Annotated in this window: 18 protein-coding genes; 9 read left to right on the top strand and 9 right to left on the bottom strand. The window is 43.6% G+C overall.

The genetic code is table 11. The features are described from left to right. Positions 1-171: 171 nt before the first annotated feature. From J8L84_RS18345 to J8L84_RS18330, 4 genes are all read left to right on the top strand, one after another. Complete coding sequence (locus J8L84_RS18345) at positions 172-729, top strand: GbsR/MarR family transcriptional regulator (RefSeq protein WP_013786244.1); 558 nt, start codon at positions 172-174, stop codon at positions 727-729. A gap of 11 nt (positions 730-740) precedes the next feature. Further along, the gene (locus J8L84_RS18340) at positions 741-2,102 is read left to right on the top strand and encodes a cytochrome ubiquinol oxidase subunit I (protein WP_211071952.1); all 1,362 of its coding nucleotides are present in this window, start codon (positions 741-743) and stop codon (positions 2,100-2,102) included. A 9-nt stretch (positions 2,103-2,111) separates the two neighbouring features. After that, the gene (locus tag J8L84_RS18335) at positions 2,112-3,122 is read left to right on the top strand and encodes a cytochrome d ubiquinol oxidase subunit II (RefSeq protein ID WP_057795788.1); all 1,011 of its coding nucleotides are present in this window, start codon (positions 2,112-2,114) and stop codon (positions 3,120-3,122) included. Between the two features lie 294 nt (positions 3,123-3,416). Next, entirely contained in the window at positions 3,417-3,581 is a 165-nt protein-coding gene (locus J8L84_RS18330; protein ID WP_167347530.1) for a hypothetical protein, read from the top strand. Positions 3,582-3,614: 33 nt separating this feature from the next. On the opposite strand, the gene J8L84_RS18325 is transcribed toward J8L84_RS18330, so the two are convergent. Beyond that, complete coding sequence (locus J8L84_RS18325; protein WP_211071951.1) at positions 3,615-5,210, bottom strand: methyl-accepting chemotaxis protein; 1,596 nt, start codon at positions 5,208-5,210, stop codon at positions 3,615-3,617. A gap of 175 nt (positions 5,211-5,385) precedes the next feature. Then, entirely contained in the window at positions 5,386-5,871 is a 486-nt protein-coding gene (locus J8L84_RS18320; RefSeq protein ID WP_211071950.1) for an Lrp/AsnC family transcriptional regulator, read from the bottom strand. Between the two features lie 108 nt (positions 5,872-5,979). On the opposite strand from J8L84_RS18320, the gene cysK reads away from it, so the two are divergent. After that, positions 5,980-6,936 (top strand): cysteine synthase A, encoded by a 957-nt coding sequence (gene cysK, locus J8L84_RS18315; protein WP_211071949.1) that lies wholly within the window; start codon positions 5,980-5,982, stop codon positions 6,934-6,936. Between the two features lie 92 nt (positions 6,937-7,028). Here cysK and J8L84_RS18310 read toward each other — a convergent pair whose 3' ends face one another. The 7 genes from J8L84_RS18310 to prlC all read right to left on the bottom strand — a co-directional run bounded on the left by J8L84_RS18310 (position 7,029) and on the right by prlC (position 14,317). Beyond that, positions 7,029-7,796: a hypothetical protein gene (locus J8L84_RS18310; RefSeq protein ID WP_211071948.1), complete on the bottom strand. Its 768-nt coding sequence runs from the start codon at positions 7,794-7,796 to the stop codon at positions 7,029-7,031. A gap of 136 nt (positions 7,797-7,932) precedes the next feature. Next, positions 7,933-8,142, bottom strand: coding sequence for a cold-shock protein (locus J8L84_RS18305; RefSeq protein ID WP_013786252.1), 210 nt, complete (start codon positions 8,140-8,142; stop codon positions 7,933-7,935). Between the two features lie 281 nt (positions 8,143-8,423). Then, positions 8,424-10,052: a ubiquinone biosynthesis regulatory protein kinase UbiB gene (ubiB, locus tag J8L84_RS18300; protein ID WP_211071947.1), complete on the bottom strand. Its 1,629-nt coding sequence runs from the start codon at positions 10,050-10,052 to the stop codon at positions 8,424-8,426. A 9-nt stretch (positions 10,053-10,061) separates the two neighbouring features. Further along, the gene (locus J8L84_RS18295) at positions 10,062-10,697 is read right to left on the bottom strand and encodes an SCP2 sterol-binding domain-containing protein (protein WP_211071946.1); all 636 of its coding nucleotides are present in this window, start codon (positions 10,695-10,697) and stop codon (positions 10,062-10,064) included. Then, positions 10,697-11,482 carry a bifunctional demethylmenaquinone methyltransferase/2-methoxy-6-polyprenyl-1,4-benzoquinol methylase UbiE gene (gene ubiE / locus J8L84_RS18290; RefSeq protein WP_013786255.1) on the bottom strand — a complete coding sequence of 262 codons (786 nt, stop codon included), beginning with the start codon at positions 11,480-11,482 and terminating at the stop codon, positions 10,697-10,699. Before ubiE ends, J8L84_RS18295 begins: the two co-directional genes overlap by 1 nt. A 74-nt stretch (positions 11,483-11,556) precedes the next feature. Further along, the gene (locus J8L84_RS18285) at positions 11,557-12,249 is read right to left on the bottom strand and encodes a DNA-3-methyladenine glycosylase I (RefSeq protein WP_211071945.1); all 693 of its coding nucleotides are present in this window, start codon (positions 12,247-12,249) and stop codon (positions 11,557-11,559) included. A gap of 31 nt (positions 12,250-12,280) precedes the next feature. Then, the gene (prlC, locus tag J8L84_RS18280) at positions 12,281-14,317 is read right to left on the bottom strand and encodes an oligopeptidase A (RefSeq protein WP_211071944.1); all 2,037 of its coding nucleotides are present in this window, start codon (positions 14,315-14,317) and stop codon (positions 12,281-12,283) included. A 319-nt stretch (positions 14,318-14,636) separates the two neighbouring features. Between prlC and J8L84_RS18275 the strand changes: the two genes are divergently transcribed. The 4 genes from J8L84_RS18275 (at position 14,637) to J8L84_RS18260 (ending at position 19,155) form a co-directional block, all read left to right on the top strand. Beyond that, complete coding sequence (locus J8L84_RS18275) at positions 14,637-15,197, top strand: response regulator (RefSeq protein ID WP_211071943.1); 561 nt, start codon at positions 14,637-14,639, stop codon at positions 15,195-15,197. Positions 15,198-15,293: 96 nt separating this feature from the next. Beyond that, the gene (locus J8L84_RS18270; RefSeq protein ID WP_247670873.1) at positions 15,294-16,133 is read left to right on the top strand and encodes a phosphate/phosphite/phosphonate ABC transporter substrate-binding protein; all 840 of its coding nucleotides are present in this window, start codon (positions 15,294-15,296) and stop codon (positions 16,131-16,133) included. After that, positions 16,130-17,830, top strand: coding sequence for an ATP-binding protein (locus tag J8L84_RS18265; RefSeq protein ID WP_211071942.1), 1,701 nt, complete (start codon positions 16,130-16,132; stop codon positions 17,828-17,830). Before J8L84_RS18270 ends, J8L84_RS18265 begins: the two co-directional genes overlap by 4 nt. Next, a complete protein-coding gene (locus J8L84_RS18260) occupies positions 17,827-19,155 on the top strand; it encodes a response regulator (RefSeq protein WP_211071941.1) in 1,329 nt (442 codons plus the stop codon). Before J8L84_RS18265 ends, J8L84_RS18260 begins: the two co-directional genes overlap by 4 nt. Positions 19,156-19,328 lie beyond the last annotated feature (173 nt).

The raw sequence follows: 19,328 nt of genomic DNA, 5'->3' as shown, positions 1-19,328 counted from the left end.
GTCATTAATCCGATAAAGACCAATGAGCTTCATATTATGTAAATAAGATCCAACTGCTCATTTAAGCGTTTTCGTGCTCCTCCTAACATAATTTTCATCTGATACTTGTTGATCTCAATCAAACTTCGGCATAAACTTTCAGTAATTTCTGAAAGTTCAGCAGGTATAGATATGAAAATGACACCACTTATTACTTCTGCGGTTATGCACTTCGGTGAAATGGGCAGTCGTTGGGGCTTTAATCGCACTGTGGGCCAAATTTTGGCGCTTATTGTACTTGCTGATGAGCCCATTTCAGCACAAGAAATTGCCGACGCGCTCAATATATCTCGCGGCAACACCAGCATGGGGTTGAAGGAGCTACAGTCGTGGCGCTTGGTAAAACAACACCTTGTTCCTGGTGAACGAAAAGAGTTCTTTATAGCTGGCGGAGATATTTGGACGCTTGCCAACCGCGTATTTGAAGAGCGCCGCAAGCGCGAAATAGATCCTACCATGAGTTTATTGCGGGATTTATTACTAGACACTCCCGCCAACAAAACTGAAGCAAACGCTCAAGATAAGCTGAATGAAATTCACGACTTATTAGAGTCGGTTACTGCGTGGTCACAGGAGCTTCAGAATTTGGGGCCAGATAAACTTAACACCTTGATGAAACTCGGCTCGGGTGTTGGCCGTATGTTAGAACTGAAAGACAAAATTCTACCGGGAAAAAATTCCGTTAACTAAGGAGACTATCTGTGGATGCGTTTTTGCTGTCTCGTTTACAATTTGCATTAAATATTAGCTTTCATATCCTGTTTCCAACTATCACCATGGCAATGGGATGGTTCCTTTTTTACTTCAAGTTTCGCTCAAATGTAACCGGTCACCCAGTATGGATGCGTATGTACCGCTTTTGGGTGCGCGTATTCGCACTTAGCTTTGCACTTGGTGTAGTAAGTGGCGTAACCATGTCTTTCCAATTTGGTACTAACTGGCCCGGCTTTATGGAGCGAGTGGGTAATGTAGCGGGCCCACTACTAGGTTACGAAGTCCTTACTGCGTTTTTCTTAGAAGCCACGTTCCTAGGTATTATGTTGTTTGGTATTCGTCGGGTACCTAACTGGTTGCACACCCTTTCAACATTGATTGTGGCGGTGGGCACTACCATGTCAGCCTTTTGGATTTTGGCGCTTAACAGTTGGATGCAGACGCCTCAAGGGCATGAAATTATCGACGGCGTTGTATATGCCGTAGATTGGAGCGAAATTATTTTTAATCCTTCGTTTCCTTACCGCTTTGTGCACATGATGTTAGCCTCGGGCCTGACGGCCAGCTTTTTAATAGCCGGCTTATCGGCCTACCGTATGCTGAAAGGCGATGACAAACTTGCGCCAAAGCTTGCTCTTAAAACTGCCACCTATACCGCGGCAGTACTTATTCCTTTGCAGATTTTTGCAGGCGATATGCATGGATTAAATACCCTTGAGCATCAACCGCAGAAAGTTGCCGCAATGGAAGGCTTGTGGGATACCACCGAGGGCGCGCCCTTACTGCTTTTTGCCATTCCGGATGAAGAAAGCAGAGAAAATCACTTTGAAATACCGGTACCCAACGGCGCCAGTCTCATTTTAACTCATAAAATGGATGGCAAAATTCAAGGCCTGAACGACTTTGAAGGCGAACATCCCCCAGTAGCACCTGTGTTCTTCGGGTTTCGGGTAATGGTAGGCATGGGCTTTTTAATGTTGGCGGTATCGTGGCTTGGTAGTAGTTATCTATTACGAGGAAAGTCTTTCCCACTTTGGCTTAAGCGTGTATTCGCTGGCATGGCATTCAGCGGCTGGATTGCAACCTTAGCCGGTTGGTATGTAACTGAAATTGGCAGGCAGCCTTATCTTGTTAGTGGTGTTTTACGTACACAAGAAGCGGTAACAACACTACCTCCTGCGAATATCGCTTTCTCGTTCACTATGTACGCCACGATTTATACTATTTTGCTGTTCGCTTATATGGGAACGCTAATGCTGATGTGTCGCCGCGCTGTTGAAATTGAAGAGATTTCTACAGAAGAGCGTGAAATGGCCAAAGCCAGCAAAATGTCGCCGGCCAACACGTAAGGAGCAGTTATGTTATTTGAAAATGTATCAGCAGAAACCTTAGGGAATATCTACGTTGGCTTGCTTGGGCTGGCAGTATTGCTCTACGCTATTTTAGATGGTTACGACTTAGGGGTGGGTGTTTTAATACCGCCCCGAGAAGAGAAGTTTCGTGATGATATGATTGCGTCTATTGGGCCTTATTGGGATGCCAATGAAACCTGGTTAGTATTGGCCGTGGGACTTTTGCTGATTGCCTTTCCCGAGGCACACAGTGAGGTACTTCAAAGCCTATATATTCCAGCCACCATCATGCTATTGGGGCTCATTTTGCGTGGCGTCTCTTTTGATTTTAGGGCAAAGGTGGTTCAAGTACATAAACGTAAGTGGGATCTTACCTTTAAGTACGGTTCATTACTTACCACGCTAGCACAAGGTTACATGCTAGGTATCTATGTTACCGGCCTACGTACCGACTTATGGGCACAAGGGTTTGCCTTACTGTCGGCGATTGGGGTAACGGCTGCTTATGCTTTTATTGGCTCGTGCTGGCTAATATTAAAGGCTGAAAACGATTTACAAGCCAAAGCCTATTACTGGGCGCGCAGAGGGTTGTTTGCCCTTTCAATAGGTATAGTGGCGGTAAGCCTCGCAAACTTGACCTTGCATGATGATGTGCGTGATTTGTGGTTATCATCCACGATTGGCTATGTATTGATGGCTATTCCCGTTGCCTGCTTTTTATTGCTCAGCTTGTGTGGTGTGTTATTGAAAAAACTACCTGATGCGGGCGGTAAAGGTGAATGGATGCCTTTTGCTATAGCATTAACCGTATTTGTACTTTGCTTTACGGCTTTCGGGGTAAGTTACTATCCGTTTGTCATCCCAGGGCACCTCACGGTGCAAGATGCACTAAGCGACGCCAACTCACTGCGCTTCTTATTAGTGGGTGTGGTTATTGTAGTGCCCTGTATTCTTGCTTACACCGCGATGGTATACAAAATATTTTCAGGTAAGTCGGAAAAGCTTAGCTACTATTAGCTTCTTATAGCATCTTTTAGCACTTTCTAGCACCAGTTCACCATTGAGAAAGATGATGGGCTCCTAACCACTTGGTTACGGAGCCTTTTTTTCGCCCCGCTCAAATTCACTTCATAGCAATTTCATTACTCATTCATTAGATCCTTTACTTTTAAATTAGATCACACGCAATCGTAAACAAATAATTACACTAAAAATGAAGATAATTTCTTATAAGTTTCTTTTGTGACAGTGTTGACATAATTATTAAATATACGTATGCTTACTTTGGGCAGAATTAAAAGGAGTACCATTATGAACAATGTAGTTAAATCATTTTCAAGGTTCTTCAGGCGTGCTCACCCCTATACAGTGGCTTACTATATAGGTCGGAAAAATGCTCAAAATATTTTAGGATGTAAGATCCAAAAGAAATCCAAGATTTTTGCTAGCAAGCAAACTGAAGAACAACAGCATTAGTAACGAAGGGCCCCTAACAGGGCCCTTCTTGCATTAGCTGATTTTAAATTGGTTTACATTAGCACTTAATCCATTCGCAAGTGCAGACAAATCTTCAGCGGCATCGTTAACTTGCCTATTGTTCTGAGACAATCTATCTCCCAAGCCTTTAAATTGATTAACGCCATTTTTAGCCTCAATCGCCTGCGACTGTGAATGTTTCGCCAATACGGCTGCTTCTTCACTAACGCTCACTAACGCCAAAATACTTTGCGTTCCTGCTTCAAGCGTTGATACCAAATCATTAGCTAAACCAACAGAGTCATGTGCTTTATTTTGATTTGAGCTCATGGTGGATACTGCAGACGTAATTGACGCTACAATATTTTCTAGCATAGTATTAATTTCAACCGTGGACTGTTGTGTTCTTACTGCTAGGGTTCTTACCTCGTCAGCGACTACCGCGAAACCTCTCCCAGAATCGCCAGCCCTCGCCGCTTCAATCGCTGCGTTCAATGCCAATAAGTTTGTCTGATCGGCAATTTCTGCAATAGTTTTAACTGCACTTGAAACATTATTTCCTTCGACCTGAAGGGTTTCTAACATACTTGCCGTTTGTTCAATATCATTGGCTAAGTCGGAAATGGCTACTGCGGTCTCCTTCACTTGCACACGCCCTGCGTCTACCTGTTTTGCGCTATCTTGCGCAGCGTTTGCCGCTGTTTGTGAGCGCTGAAGGCTTTCAACCATATCTGATTCTAACGAGTCCATGATATTCACTAGGTCAGTAATATCGGTAAGCAAAGTGGCAACCGACGCGCTTGATTGCTCTGTCGACGAAGATAAAGAGTTTACTGCCCCCTCTATCCCAGATACCGCTCCTTTCACTTCTTTCATGCCAGCCTGGAACACAGATACCAAACCATGAATACTGTTGGTCATTCTGCAAAGCTCATGGGTGCGTTGTTCTGGAAGACGCGCCACTAAATTTCTACTTTTCGCTAAACTATCTAGCTTCTCAGCCATGCCTTCTATAGGCTGCGCAATTTGTTTTTTAGCACTATAGAAACCTGCCATGGCAACAGCAGCTAGAATGACCACTAGCAGATAAATAGTGAATTGGCTGGTTTGTAACTGACTTCCTATTGCCTGCGAACGCTCACCCGCTTTGCTTGCCACCTGATTTCTTACTTCAATTAACGCGTTATCAAAAACGGAGGCTAGTTCATTCAATAACTGCAAATCATCACGGGCACGATCCCAGTCTACCCGCGATGCAGACATAGTAGCTTGAAGTGAATCCATACTTGAGACCAGCGAATTGAACTGGGATTTAAGGGTATCACCAGCCATGTAGCCTAGTGCGTTAAATCCAGCATCTACGTTTTGCACCAATACTTGTTTTTGTTCTTCAAAAGCATTACCCGATAACGTGGTGCCATAAAGTGAGTAGCCAATTAAAACAAGTTGCTTACTATTACTTTGCACACTATCAAGGGTACTTAAGGCGGGTAAGGTTTCACTCACGAAGGTGTCGACCTGGTGCGTCACCTGTTTGTTGTTCAATGTTAGTACCACGGCAGCAATCAAGGTTGCGAGTAATATTCCTGCATAACCCGTTAAAATTCTTACTTTTATAGTGTTTAACATTGCTTACTGCCTTCGGGAGAAAAAGTTAACGTAAAGTATTACTGTAGACACTTTGAAGCATAATCCAATAAAATACTTATATTAGTGTTTTTAGTAACCCATAAGTAACCTAGACCCGAGCTCGTCCTTTTTACTTTCGCACGCCTTAAATAATTAGCGATCTATTTGGTTTTTGTTAAAGATGAGTAAGTGGAAGCGCCGTTGTGTATTTCAGTTGTTCCATGGCAAAACTAGAGGTGACATCGTTTAGATCAATGCCATTTACGAGTCTTTTATAGAAATGGTCGAAAGCAGCCATATCGGTTACCACAACTTTAAGCAAGTAATCGTATTCTCCAGACATACGATAAAATTCAACCACTTCTTCAAACGATGATGCGTGCTTAGCAAAGTCTGTTAACCACTTCCCATCGTGACGAGCGGCTTTGATTTGCACAAACACCGTCATTGCCAAGCCTAATTTATGCGCCTGCAATAATGCTACGCGACGGGAAATGACGCCTTGCGCTTCTAGGCGCTGTATACGTCGCCAACACGGCGTAGCCGTTAGGCCCACTTTCTCCGCAATATCTGCAACCGGCACATTGGCGTCTTGCTGAAGAAGCAACAATATAGCCTTATCGACACCATCAAGAGCAATATTTTTCACTTTAAACCACATAAATAGAATTATTAACTACACCTAACCTATCAAATAGGGAGTAATGAGTAAATTTCTCTTTTTCTAGCTGTCACTATTGAATAAGACTGACTTGTAGAGATTTTTGAAATGCTTGATTACGCGATAAATACCATGCCTGGGGTCGTTGACGATATAACGCAAACCATAGGAAACACACCACTAATACGCTTGAGTAAATTTGCGGCAAGCCAACATGTGGAGGCGACACTGTTAGCCAAGGTGGAATTTTTCAATCCTGCAGGTTCAATAAAAGACAGGCCGGCAATGGCTATGCTTAACGCGCTAATGGCGAGCTCTGCTTTTAATGAGAAAACTGAAATAATTGAAGCGTCGTCAGGAAACAACGGTGTGGCCTGTGCTTGGCTCTGCGCTATTTACGGTATTAAACTGACAGTGTGCATACCAGAACATATGTCAGTAGAGCGCCAAAAGCTGATACGCCACTATGGCGCGCAGGTAGTCACTACGCCAAAAGAGCTTGGAACAAAAGGGGCAATCGAGCAAGCGGCGGCACTTATCGAGCAGAATCCAAATGCTGTAGGCCTGTCTCAATTTTCAAACCAAGCTAACCCTGATGCGCATGCTAAATCTACCGCCCAAGAAATACTGCGCGATACTAGTGGTAATGTCGATATCGTGGTTGCCGGTGTAGGCACTGGCGGCACGCTTACGGGCTTAGCCACAAGCATGCGAGCCCACATTCCTCATTTAGAAATAGTGGCGGTTGAACCAGCAAGTTGTCCGGTGTTAAGCAAAGGGCATGGTGGCGTGCACAATATTCAGGGACTGAGTTCAGGCCATGTTCCTGACGTGCTTGATGTTAGCCAAATAAATCAGATAATTACGGTAGAAGACAACGAAGCCATAGCTTACGCCCAGCAGGTTGCGAGAGTAGAAGGCTTAGCGGTAGGGATTTCTTCGGGAGCCGCACTCTTTGCTGCCGCTCAATTAGCCCAACAATCTTCTAATAAGGGCAAGAACATCGTTATCATTCTTGCCGATGGCGCCGAGCGTTACTTTTCTACCCCGCTATTTGCCAATTAATGCCGCCTAACGTCAAATAGTGTCGTCTAACGTTAAAGAGAGTCGAATAACGATGTGGCTATTGGCAACCTACAAAGGTTGCCACTTATGCATTAACGCCACCAAGGTTGGTTAAAGTTCACGTCTTCAGGCGCGATTACGAATTCGTATGGTGGTTCGAAAGCCTCCCAAAAGCGTTCAGCTAAGGCTTCATCTAACACCTTGAACTTACCTTCGTTCGCGTATTCTTTCATCAGAGCTAAGTAGGCTTCTACCGGCATTGAAGGGTTCGACTGCTCGAAAATCACTGCCCCACCATAGGTTTTATACAGGTGTTTTTCTATTTGCCAACGCTCTACTTGCGTTGATGCAATCTCGTCAATACTCGTAATATCTTCATTACTAGCACTTTCCTCCAACTCATTATCGTTTTGCAGAGCATCGTTCTTAGCGGCTACTTTCTGGTTGTTCTTTTCATATTCTGATCCAAATTTTTGCTTAAAAGCTTCCACTAGGGCCAAGTCCACCTCGATATCGTGTGTACTCGCATAGTCGCTAAGCACTGCTTCTATAATTTGGTTCGCCAGATTGATAGCTCGCATCTGAGTAATAAGCTGCGTGACGTTATCGGGCGCTTGCTTTCGAATTTTCGACATTGTGTCTTGGTCGGGAGTAATGTCAGCTAGGGTAATTGGTTCACCGAAAAGCATGGCAATAGCATTGCTTTGGTTACTAATGGCTTGTTTGCTAACGGCGCTGCTGGCACTTTGGGTGTCTTGGGAAGTATTTTGTATTTTACTGGATGATTGCGCGAACGATGAAGAAGATATAAAAGTGGAAAGTAGAACAAAAGCGAAAAAAACACTATTCATCCTTAACATTAGCAAATCCTTTCATTAAGTTTAATACTAAAACAGTAAAGCACTTAATAGCGGGAAAACCAACTATATTAACGAATGTAGTGTTTATAAAAGAAAGAAAAACGGCGGTCTTTTCAGACCGCCGTTTTTGAATTTCTTAGATGGCGTGCACGTTAGCAGCTTGAAGACCTTTTTGACCTTCTTCTACTTCAAATTCCACGCGCTGACCTTCTGGAAGAGTTTTGTAACCGTCAGAAACGATAGCACGGAAATGAACGAATACGTCCTTACCGCCGTTATCTTGAGTTAGAAAACCATAACCTTTATCAGCGTTAAACCACTTAACGGTGCCTGTAACTTTAGACATGTCGTATAGACCTCAAATATCATATTAAATTGCGCAATAAGCGCGTATAGCGAGTGTCTTTAATAGGCGGAGTTGGTCTTACTTACGAATGGGCAACAACTTACTACAAATCACAAGGTAACTTGAGCGGTTTTACATATAGCAAATAATTTCATATCTCGTCTATTCAAAGACATTTGGCTTAAAGCCAAAGCAACTATAACACTCTTCGAACTGATTAATATACAATTTATTCACTAAATAATGCATTTCATAAAAATTTCACCCCAGCGTAACAGTACCTAACGGTTCTTACGCCATGCCAATACCCAACAGAGCAATCCTGCACCAGCTGAAAGCGCTGGAAAGCACCAATTCATTTCGTACATGGGTAAAATAGCAGACAATAAAATAAAGGTAGCGCCCGTTACACCCCATTGAATGGATTGTGCGCTTTTTTTCTGCTGCTCTAATAAAGCAACTTGTGCGCGTTGTTGTTGCAAAGGAAGCCGCTTAACTTGCTGTAAGCTGTCGTAAAGTAAATCTGGCATTTCTGGTAGCTTTTCAGACCAAAACGGCAGGTTTGCTTTTACCTTTCCTAGCATAGCTTTTACGCCAATTTGCTCGCGCATCCAATTTTCTAAAAAGGGCTTTGCGGTTTTCCACAAATCTAATTGTGGATAAAGTTGACGACCCAACCCTTCAACATAAAGCAGCGTTTTTTGAAGCAGAACTAATTGTGGCTGCACCACCATATTAAACCGGCGGGCTGTATTAAATAACTGTAGTAGCACATTACCGAACGAGATTTCAGCAAGAGGCTTTTGAAAAATAGGCTCACAAACCGTGCGTATCGCCATTTCAAACTCATCAATATTGGTGTCGTTTGGCACCCAACCAGAATCAGCATGAAGCTGTGCTACCTTGCGATAATCGCGGTTAAAAAACGCAATGAAGTTTTCAGCCAAATAACGTTTATCTTCTCGGTTCAAGGTGCCCACAATGCCAAAATCAATAGCGATGTATTTAGGGTTTTCTGGGTGCTCGGTAGAAACAAAGATATTACCTGGGTGCATATCAGCATGAAAGAAGCTGTCGCGGAACACTTGGGTAAAGAAAACCTCAACGCCTCGCTCGGCCAGCTTTTTCATATTGGTGTTTTGTGCAAGCAAAGCATCAATATTTGAAATAGGTAGCCCGTATATGCGCTCCATCACCATCACATTGCTGTGACAATAATCGCTGTATATTTTAGGTATGTATAGTGAATCTGAACCTTCAAAATTTCTGCCCAATTGAATACCACTTGCCGATTCACGCAGAAGATCGAGTTCATCTACAATGGTTTTGCGGTATTCCACCACCACTTCAACAGGGCGAAGACGCTTGCCATCTGGCAGCCATTTTTGCAGTACCGAGGCCAAACTAAATAGCAGCTCCATGTCAGCCACAATAGTTTCACGAATATCTGGGCGCAGTACTTTAACCACCACATCTTCATTATTCGCTTTTAGTTTTGCAGCATGCACTTGCGCAATAGAGGCGGATGCCAATGGCACTTCATCGAACTCACTAAACAACTCTGATAAATGCGTTAAACCAAGGGAGGTTTTAATAATCTCTTGTGCCGCTTCTGACGAAAACGGAGGCACTTTGTCTTGCAAGCGAGCAAGTTCATTAGCAATAGTAGGGTGAAGCAAGTCTCGGCGTGTCGAGAGCATTTGGCCGAACTTGATAAAAACAGGGCCAAGGCTTTGCAGCGCAAGCGTAATACGCTCACCGGCAAGTTTGTCTTTATGTTTGTTTCGAATCCAAAAGATGCTGTGACGCATAAGGCGTGCGTACCATGGTAGCCATTTAGCAGGGATAAGATCGTCTAACCCATGCTCTAACAACACCTTATTTATCTTGTACAACCTAACAATGCGCATGCTTGTCTCTTAAATTGATTTTTGTTCTAGCTGAAGTAAGCGGGCATCTAGTCGCGCTACATCATCACGTAGTGCGTTCACTTCATCACTAAAATGTAATACCGCTAATTTGGGCGCTGCTATTTGCTTTTCTTCGATCAAAGCATTGCTAGCGACTTTATTAAACTCCGACAGGGCACCCGTGGCCTTGCGCTTAAGAGCACTAAGCCAACTCATCGTTTGATGGGCAACCACATCGTTGGTCTTCGCTGCCAAAAGCTCTTCTACATCAATATCTAGCTGCTGAAATAGACCGCTAACTTGTTGAGCCACAGCAAGTTCGCCCTCAACCTGTAATTTATTTTGTTGAATAAGGCGGGTTAACTGATTGGTATGCTTTAATTCAGGCAGAGTATCTAGGGATGTTTTAATACAGCAGTCTTTAGTGTTAAGCGTTGCTACTGTGTCTTGGAACGACTCATGAAGGGTTAGCACATCTACCTGATCAGAAAATACAAGCACGATGGCAAAGGCCAACGGGTCTACATAGGCAATAAGCCGCGCGCCTTTCAGCGAAGCCATTCTGGCACCGCTGTCTGGATCTAACGCTAAAATTTTATTCGCTGCCGTTTCAATAACGGCACTTACCAATGCTGACGTTGGCATTAAAACTTATAGCCTCGATGCAGTGCCACGATCCCACCGGTTAAATTTTGGTAGTCACACTGGTCAAACCCCGCGGTTTCGAACATACCTTTCAAGGTCTCTTGATCAGGATGCATACGAATACTTTCCGCCAAGTATTGATAGCTCTCAGCATCGTTGGCCACTAGCTGCCCCATTTTTGGCAATATATGGAACGAATAAGTATCGTAAAGCTTGCTTAATTGCTCTGACGTGGGCTTCGAGAATTCCAACACCAACAGTCGACCGCCTGGTTTTAATACACGGTAAATTGAATTAAGTGCATTTTGCTTTTCGGTTACGTTTCTAAGGCCAAAAGCCATGGTCACTACGTCGAAGTGGTTATCAGGGAAAGGTAACGCCTCGGCATCTGCTTGAACGTAATCGATGTTGCTGACTAATCCGCGATCTCTTAGTTTATCGCGGCCAACTTTTAGCATCGACAAGTTAATGTCGGCCAAGGTTACGTTGCCCGTGGGGCCAACAAGACGAGAAAATTTTGCGGTTAAATCGCCAGTACCACCAGCGATATCAAGCACTTTTTGCCCTGCACGTACCCCTGAACAGTCAATGGCAAAGCGCTTCCATAAACGGTGCACACCCATCGACATTAAATCGTTCATGACATCATATTTAGCGGCAACAGAATCGAATACATTGGCTACTAACGACGCTTTTTGGTTTTTTTCTACCTGCTTAAAGCCAAAATGAGTAGTAGGTGCATCCGATGCCTCAGTGGGCGATGTGTTGTTATGGTTGTCGCTCATGGCATTCCTGCATTAGTGATTCATAGTAAAGGCTGAAGTGTATCGGATTGTCGCGCCCAGCAACAGTATTTACCTTACGCAAAATACTGGTTTGTGCCCCAACTGAACGCAATAATAACGCTTATTTCTTGTAACGAGCGGCCACTTTCTTGATGCCACTGGGCAAACGCCGCATTCGCAGCGGTTAAGCTTTTCTTGCTAGTCAGGCCACCATCGATAATATCGTTCTTTCTCAGGTAGTCCTCAACATCTCGTGAAAACAAGAAGGTATCTACGCCTAACGCCCGCAGCATGTAAGGGCCCGTGTTACCCCCAAGGCGAGCGCCGCGTTTTTTCATGGTAGTCCACAAATCGGTAATATTACTGGCATCGAATTTAGCCACAAACTGACCGAAGCTGCCGTGTTCACGGGCAATATCTTTAATGAACATGGCATTGTCGCGAACGGTCATTACTTTTTTGTAATTACGCACGATACGTTTATCCGAGGCTTTTTGCTCTAGCATTTCATCAGGCATGAGCAGCACTTTTTCGATTTTAAATTCAAAAAACACGGTTTCGAATTCGGGCCATTTTTTTTCAATAACCCGCCACACAAAGCCAGACTGAAATACTTGTTTCGTCATGGCTGCCAAAAACCGATCATCAGGTATTTTGGCAACGTGTTCGGAGGAAAGTGGCGCCGAAAGCATGCTTTCAAGCGCCTTTTCACCACCTTTTCGCTTACATGCCCGCTGATAAATGGTGGAGAAAGATTCTATTCCCATGGTTATCTATCCTAATACTACCTAATACTAATTAGCCACGAATGCCGCTATGGCGTAGTAAGGCATCTACATTTGGCTCCCTGCCTCTAAAGGCAACGAATAAATCCATAGGCGCACGGCTTCCACCCATCTCAAGTATATTTTCCAAAAACGCTTTACCCGTCTCTTGGTTAAAAATACCGTCTTCTTCAAATTTACTGTAAGCATCAGCAGATAACACTTCTGCCCATTTGTAGCTGTAATACCCTGCTGCATAACCACCTGCAAATATATGCCCAAAGCTATGCTGAAAACGGTTGAATGCTGGAGGTGTATTAACCGCTACTTCAGCGCGCACGCTGTTAAGAATAGCTTGCACATCAACACTGTCGCCAGACTCACTATGCAGTAAGAAATCAAACAAGCTGAATTCCAACTGACGCACCATTTGCATAGCAGCTTGGTAATCTCTGGCAGCTAACATTCTATCGAGTAAATCGGCCGGTAAGGGCTCACCCGTCTCAAAGTGACCCGAAATAAAGTTAAGCGCGTCTTCTTCCCAGCACCAGTTTTCTAAAAACTGACTTGGCAGTTCTACGGCATCCCATGGCACACCATTAATTCCAGATACACCCGCCACCGACATTTTGGTTAGCATGTGGTGTATACCGTGTCCGAATTCATGGAAAAGGGTAACCACTTCATCGTGCGTGAATAAGGCAGGCTTATCTCCTACTGGGGCATTAAAATTACAAGTTAGATACGCGACAGGCAGCTGCAATTCACCGTCTAATTTCTCACGGCGAACACGGCACTCATCCATCCACGCACCACCTCGTTTTTTAGCGCGGGCGTACAAGTCTAAGTAAAAGCTGCCACGAAGGGCATCTGCACTATCAGTAATAGTGAAATAGCGCACATCTTTATGCCACGTATCAATGCCTGGCTGCTCGATAATTTTAAGGCCGTATAACCTATGTACTACTTCAAACAAGCCCGACAACACTTTGTCTTCTGGGAAGTACGGACGCAGCATTTCATCTGAAATGGTGTACTTTTCTTGTTTCAGCTTCTCGCTGTAATAAGGTAGGTCCCACGCGTTAAGCTCTGTTACCCCGTGGGTGTCTTTCGCATACGCGCGCACTTCTTCTAGCTCTTTTTCAGCCTGTGGCTTCGATTTAGCAGCTAAGTCACGTAAAAAACCGGTAACTTGATCGGTCGATTCTGCCATCTTGGTAGCAAGAGAGCGTTCAGAATAGCTACCAAAACCGAGCAATTGCGCAATTTCACTGCGAAGGGCCAGTGTTTGTTGGATGATTTCAGTGTTATCCCACTTACCCGCATTAGGGCCTTGGTCTGACGCCTTAGTCGCATAAGCGCGATACATTTCTTCACGTAACTCCGCATTGTCTGCATAAAGCATAACGGGTAGGTAAGAAGGAATATCTAATGTAAACAACCAGCCTTGTAAGTCTTTTTGATGCGCGGCTTGTGCTGCTGCATCGCGGGCTGATTCAGGCATGCCAGATAAGGTAGCTTCGTCAGTGACATGCTTGCTCCACCCCATGGTGGCGTCCATGACATTATTTGAAAATGTGGATGACAGTTCGCTTAACTTCGCTTGAATATTTGCATAGCGTTTCTTTTCCTCGCTAGGCAGTGCCACCCCACTTAAGGTGAAATCGCGAATAGCATTATCAATCACTTTTTGACGCTGTTCATCAAGGTCGGCGTATTCGTTTGAGTCTTTTATCGCCACGTAAGCATTGTACAAGCCTTCGTGCTGCCCTACCCAGGTGCCATATTCTGATAGCAAAGGTAGACAGGCATCATGGGCTTCTCGCAACTCGTCGCTACTCACCACTGAATTCATGTGAGAAACCGGTGACCACATCTTACTTAAGTTGTCGTCTACTTCTTCTAAGCGCAATACTAAGTTCGCATAAGAGTAATCTTTAGATGCAACCACCTCATCAATTTCAAGCTTACATTTTGCTATCGCTTTCTCGATGGCTGGCTTTATCTGCGCGGGCTTAATAGATGAAAATAAAGGCAAACCATCTACCAATTCAATTGCTGGGGTCGTCATAATCTGTCTACTCTTTTCAATTCGTATAGCAAGTTATGTTGGGGTTGTTTGCAATAAAAACAAGCGCTGTAATTGCGCAAGGCAACAGTGATATTTTTGGGTTCTATACTAGGATTACTGTAAACGGTAAGCGTGCAGATCAAATTTTGAATAATTCTTTCTTTTTAAGCGCTTCATTAAAAGTTAAGTAACTTACTCATTCAGCAGCTAAAAACCCTAAAAAAGAGTGTCACAAATGTCACATTCACTACTTTTGTCTAAATTGTGAACAATCCTATTCAGTGCTATAACGTTACAAGTTGGCATTAGGAATTGAGCAATGAAGACATTAACATCAGGTGAAATCGCAACTTACTGCGATGTAAACCTTCGCACCGTGATCCGGTGGATAGAAAGCGGCAAACTCAAAGGGTTTAAGCTGCCAGGTCGTGGCAATAATCGCGTGTTAGTCTCGGACTTTGTATCCTTTCTTGAGCATCACAACATCCCTATTCCCGACGACCTCCAAAGTGAGATATCACCTTCCATTCTTATCGTTGATGATGAGATGTCGGTGGCAAAATCAATTCAACGGGTGGCACGGCGAGGTGGTTATGAAAGTTATATTGCTACGGGTGGGTTTCAAGCCGGCATTATGTTGAGCCAGTATAACTCCAAGTTAATGACCCTCGATTTAAGTATGCCTGGCATGGATGGTTATAGCGTTATCCAGTTTGTTAGAGAACAACCTAAGTATAAAAATTTAAAAATTTTAGTCATTTCAGCACTTGACGATATCAGTCTTGATCGAGCTATCGAATTAGGCGCAAATGCTGCACTTTCAAAACCATTTGCCAATGGCGAACTTATCGAAACCATTGAGAAGTTCATGCTTGAGTAAGTTCATAGTAAGTAAACTTGACCAGTTTTTGGCTTTGGCCTTTTTAATTGAATCGTTTTAAATGCGTTTTTTAAATGAGTGAGTTTGGGGTGAATCATGGTGAAAAAATCAATGTTTCAAGCTGCACGTCGTATTTTTGCTTTTTTAGCACTCACGTTGTTCGCCTCTTATGGTGCATGCAATACGTTAACCCTTGGAATAGTGCCACAACAGTCAGCGAAAAAGCTTGCTGAAACCTGGCAACCGCTTATCAACTATATCTCTGAACATGCCGACATTAATGTGGTGTTTAAAACGGCGAAAGATATTCCTACCTTCGAACAAAGACTGGCCGAGGGAGAATACGACATTGCCTACATGAACCCTTACCACTTTGTGGTATTTCATGACTCAGTTGGCTACCGCGCACTGGCTCGCCAATTAGACAAGCGCATTAAAGGCATAATTGTTGTGAATGCAAACAGCGATATTATGTCACTTGGCGATCTTGATGGTGAAGACATTGCCTTTCCTTCTCCTGCCGCATTCGCTGCCACTATCATCCCCAGTGCATATTTGAAACAGCAGGACATTCTTTTTACGCCGCGCTATGTGCATTCTCATGATTCAGTGTACCTGAATGTACAACGAGGTTTTTTTAACGCCGGTGGCGGCATAATAAGAACCTTTAGTGGTATTGATGACAATACACGAAGTGCTCTTCGTATTTTATGGGAAAGTGATGGGTATACCCCCCATGCAATAGCCACCCACCCTCGAATTACCGATGCGCAAAGAGAAGCCCTATTGAAAGCGTTGCTTACCCTGTCGAAGGACGAAGACAATAAACAACTATTGAAGAACATCGGCTTTAAAGGTTTTATGTCGTCAGTAGATGAAGACTGGGACGACGTACGATCCCTTGGCATCACTTCCTTAGCAAGGCCGCAATTGTGAAAAGAGATGCGTTGCTCACGCTATCGCTACGAACCAAAACTATTGTTGGGGTGGCGCTTATTGCTGCCATTTTGTTTTTAATTCTTATCACAACCGTATTTAAACTATTAAATGACTTAGTCGACACCAGTGTTGAGACGTCTGCCCAAACCACCACAACCTTGTTTGTCTCTACCGCGAAAAATGCCTTTTTGAGTTATGACCTCGCTTCGCTAGAGGCAGATGCAACAGAAATGCTTTCAAACCCCAATATTAGCTATGTTCGGGTTCTCGATAACAACAACAACGTGTATGTAGAAAAAGGTGAGCCAGAGGCTCTTAATCACCCCTTTAAGCAAGATAGAGATGTAATGAGTGCCGAAGACGGTATATACGATACCGCTGCTGATATTACAGTTGGCGAGACCTTATTTGGCAGAGTAGAAATAGGCCTTGATGTTGATTCTATTAATCGGTCAGTAAAACGGGTACGTACCTGGACACTAACCCTCGCCGCCATAGAACTCGCCCTTATTGCATTATGCTCATTCTTACTTGGGTCGTACTTAATGTCGCAGTTAAAACAATTGCGCGCAGGCGCTAGGCATTTAGGGGCAGCGGTTAAAGATAAAAATTACCAGAATATCTCTGTCAAAGTGCGCGGCAAAGATGAACTCAGTGAGCTGGCAGAAGCATTTAACCAATTGGTTGAGCTTTTAAAAGACGAGAACATTCATCGCGAGCGCGTTGAAGATGAACTTAAAGAACTTAATAGCTTATTGGAAGTGAAAGTAAAGCAACGTACCTCGTTGTTAAATCAGAAAAATTTCCAGCTTGAAGAAGCAAATAAAGACTTAAAAGAAGCACAGGTTCAATTGTTACAAGCAGAGAAGATGGCATCAGTTGGCCAATTGGCCGCAGGGGTAGCACACGAAATCAATAACCCGATAGGGTTTGTGAATAGCAATATGCATACCCTCAGCGAATATGTATCAACCTACCAAATGATATTCCAACAGCTTAACGATGTGCTTTCAAAAGATACCGCCACCCAACAAGATGAAGCGATAAAACAGTTGCGTAACATTATACAGCAGCAAGATATGGAATTTATCAATAGCGATATCTCTGAACTCATCACCGATTCGAAAGACGGTTTAGTTCGGGTTGCCGAAATAGTTAAAGGGCTAAAGCTTTTCTCACGTGTAGACAGTGATGAAATGCAATCTTACAACCTAAACGATTGTGTTCGCACCACCCTAGCGATGGTGAACAACCAGCTAAAATATATATGCAGTGTAGAAACACATTTAGGGTCGATTCCCCATATTATGATGAACATGGGTAAAATTTCACAAGTGGTGACCAACCTTCTTATTAATGCTGGGCAAGCCATCGAAAGCACTGGCATACAGGGCGCCATTACCATTACTACGCGAGAAGTAGATGGTAACGTTGAACTAAGCGTACAAGACACTGGCTGCGGTATTGAGTCGAGCCATCTAGATAAATTATTTAATCCCTTCTTCACTACCAAACCAGAAGGGCAAGGCACCGGACTTGGGCTTTCTATTTCTTTCGGCATTGCTCAAGAGCACGGCGGCACTCTTCATGCTTCAAGTAAAGATGGAGAAGGAAGCTGTTTCACGCTTAGCCTACCAATATATAACCCGTTAGACGACAACGCCGAAGATTCTTTTCAGGACGATTCACTATGAATGATACCACTGACCAAAACACTGATGTGTACACTGTTTTATTTGTTGACGATGAACCCAATATTCTTCGCGCCATTAAGCGGGCGCTATTTTCTTTAAAAGTCAATTTATTGCTGGCTGACAGTGGCGCAAAAGCGTTAGAAATCATGAAAGAAAATGATGTTCACGTGATCATTTCCGATATGAAAATGCCACAGATGTCTGGTGCTGAATTACTTCAACAAGTTGCAGAGTTGTACCCTGAAAGTTATCGGTTAGTGCTAACCGGCTATGCCGATATAGAATCGACTATTAAAGCGGTTAACGAAGGAAAGATTCATCGTTATTTACAAAAGCCGTGGGACAACAAAGAGCTTATATCTGCCATTGAAGATGGGTTAGAACGAGTAAAGTTAAAAAACGAAAATGCCCGCCTGCAGAAATTGACCCGACTACAAAATCGCAAGTTAAAAGAAGTGAATACGTCACTTGAACAAATGGTGCATAAGCGTACTCGCCAAATTAAAGCCGCGTTGAATAAGATTGAAAAGCATAATCTTGCAATGGAACAAGTGCTGTTTAACGTTATTAGTATTAACCCCAATATAGACGGTAAGTTTGCCATTGAAGTGAGCGAGCTTGCCACTAAGTTAGCAAAATACCTTCAACTGAGCCCTGAAGACGTTAAACGGGTGCGCTATGCTGGGCTCATTTGTGAACTTGGTTTACTAGGGCTAAATACAGACGATTTTCTAGCCCCGTTTTCGAAACTAAAGTACCAGCAACAACAGAACTACTTAGATCAAACCAAACAAGCAGCGCTTATGCTGGCACCTGCAACAGAGTTACAGCCAGTATCAGACATGATTGAATTCCAATTCGAGCATTACAATGGTGCAGGCCCCCGTAATGTAGTGGCAAAAGAGATACCCATTGGCGCTCGCATCGTATCAATCGCAAGAGATTACTGGCGTTTAGTCACCGGTCGAATGAGTGGTGAAGAAATGACACCGCGGGATGCAAAAGCCGAAATGAAAAAGCATACCAACACACGGTACGACGGCGAAATTCTGTCATTTTTGTTGGCAGATGATGATGTGAACACGTCAAAATACATTTACAACACCATGAAAGCCTCGCAGCTAAAAGCGGGCATGGTGTTAGCCAAAAATTTATACAATGACAGCCATATTCTTATACTGCCCGAAGGGCATGTTTTCACTGATGCCACTATCCAAAAGCTAACGCAATTTGAACAAGAGCGTCGCCGCGAATTCAGTATCTTGATTGAGCCCGAGACACCGTTAGATGAAGGCGAGGAAGCTGCTACACCTCAAGATGCATGATCTTTAGTGCATCTATGGTAGTACCCATAAAACTGGAATAAAGAAGCACTAAGGCAATTAGTGCTTCTTTGTTTTTTTTGTCACTGATGCCTACGATAATGAAATCTTCTACCTTACGCCTCGGTCTCTTAAACGCGTATACAGTGTGTATTCCTTCAATTTCGTGTCACAAT

This window comes from Alteromonas sp. MMG017 (assembly GCF_018100795.1).
Lineage (GTDB): Bacteria > Pseudomonadota > Gammaproteobacteria > Enterobacterales > Alteromonadaceae > Alteromonas.
This window is presented reverse-complemented; position numbering and strand designations above follow the sequence as displayed.

What these genes read in the sequence shown, in the direction of transcription:
- J8L84_RS18345 (WP_013786244.1), top strand. Translation starts at nt 172, where the DNA reads ATGAAAATGACACCACTTATTACTTCTGCGGTTATGCACTTCGGTGAA.
- J8L84_RS18335 (WP_057795788.1), top strand. Translation starts at nt 2,112, where the DNA reads ATGTTATTTGAAAATGTATCAGCAGAAACCTTAGGGAATATCTACGTT.
- J8L84_RS18330 (WP_167347530.1), top strand. Translation starts at nt 3,417, where the DNA reads ATGAACAATGTAGTTAAATCATTTTCAAGGTTCTTCAGGCGTGCTCAC.
- J8L84_RS18325 (WP_211071951.1), bottom strand. Translation starts at nt 5,210, where the DNA reads ATGTTAAACACTATAAAAGTAAGAATTTTAACGGGTTATGCAGGAATA.
- J8L84_RS18320 (WP_211071950.1), bottom strand. Translation starts at nt 5,871, where the DNA reads ATGTGGTTTAAAGTGAAAAATATTGCTCTTGATGGTGTCGATAAGGCT.
- cysK (WP_211071949.1), top strand. Translation starts at nt 5,980, where the DNA reads ATGCTTGATTACGCGATAAATACCATGCCTGGGGTCGTTGACGATATA.
- J8L84_RS18310 (WP_211071948.1), bottom strand. Translation starts at nt 7,796, where the DNA reads ATGTTAAGGATGAATAGTGTTTTTTTCGCTTTTGTTCTACTTTCCACT.
- J8L84_RS18305 (WP_013786252.1), bottom strand. Translation starts at nt 8,142, where the DNA reads ATGTCTAAAGTTACAGGCACCGTTAAGTGGTTTAACGCTGATAAAGGT.
- ubiB (WP_211071947.1), bottom strand. Translation starts at nt 10,052, where the DNA reads ATGCGCATTGTTAGGTTGTACAAGATAAATAAGGTGTTGTTAGAGCAT.
- J8L84_RS18295 (WP_211071946.1), bottom strand. Translation starts at nt 10,697, where the DNA reads ATGCCAACGTCAGCATTGGTAAGTGCCGTTATTGAAACGGCAGCGAAT.
- ubiE (WP_013786255.1), bottom strand. Translation starts at nt 11,482, where the DNA reads ATGAGCGACAACCATAACAACACATCGCCCACTGAGGCATCGGATGCA.
- J8L84_RS18285 (WP_211071945.1), bottom strand. Translation starts at nt 12,249, where the DNA reads ATGGGAATAGAATCTTTCTCCACCATTTATCAGCGGGCATGTAAGCGA.
- prlC (WP_211071944.1), bottom strand. Translation starts at nt 14,317, where the DNA reads ATGACGACCCCAGCAATTGAATTGGTAGATGGTTTGCCTTTATTTTCA.
- J8L84_RS18275 (WP_211071943.1), top strand. Translation starts at nt 14,637, where the DNA reads ATGAAGACATTAACATCAGGTGAAATCGCAACTTACTGCGATGTAAAC.
- J8L84_RS18270 (WP_247670873.1), top strand. Translation starts at nt 15,294, where the DNA reads ATGGTGAAAAAATCAATGTTTCAAGCTGCACGTCGTATTTTTGCTTTT.
- J8L84_RS18260 (WP_211071941.1), top strand. Translation starts at nt 17,827, where the DNA reads ATGAATGATACCACTGACCAAAACACTGATGTGTACACTGTTTTATTT.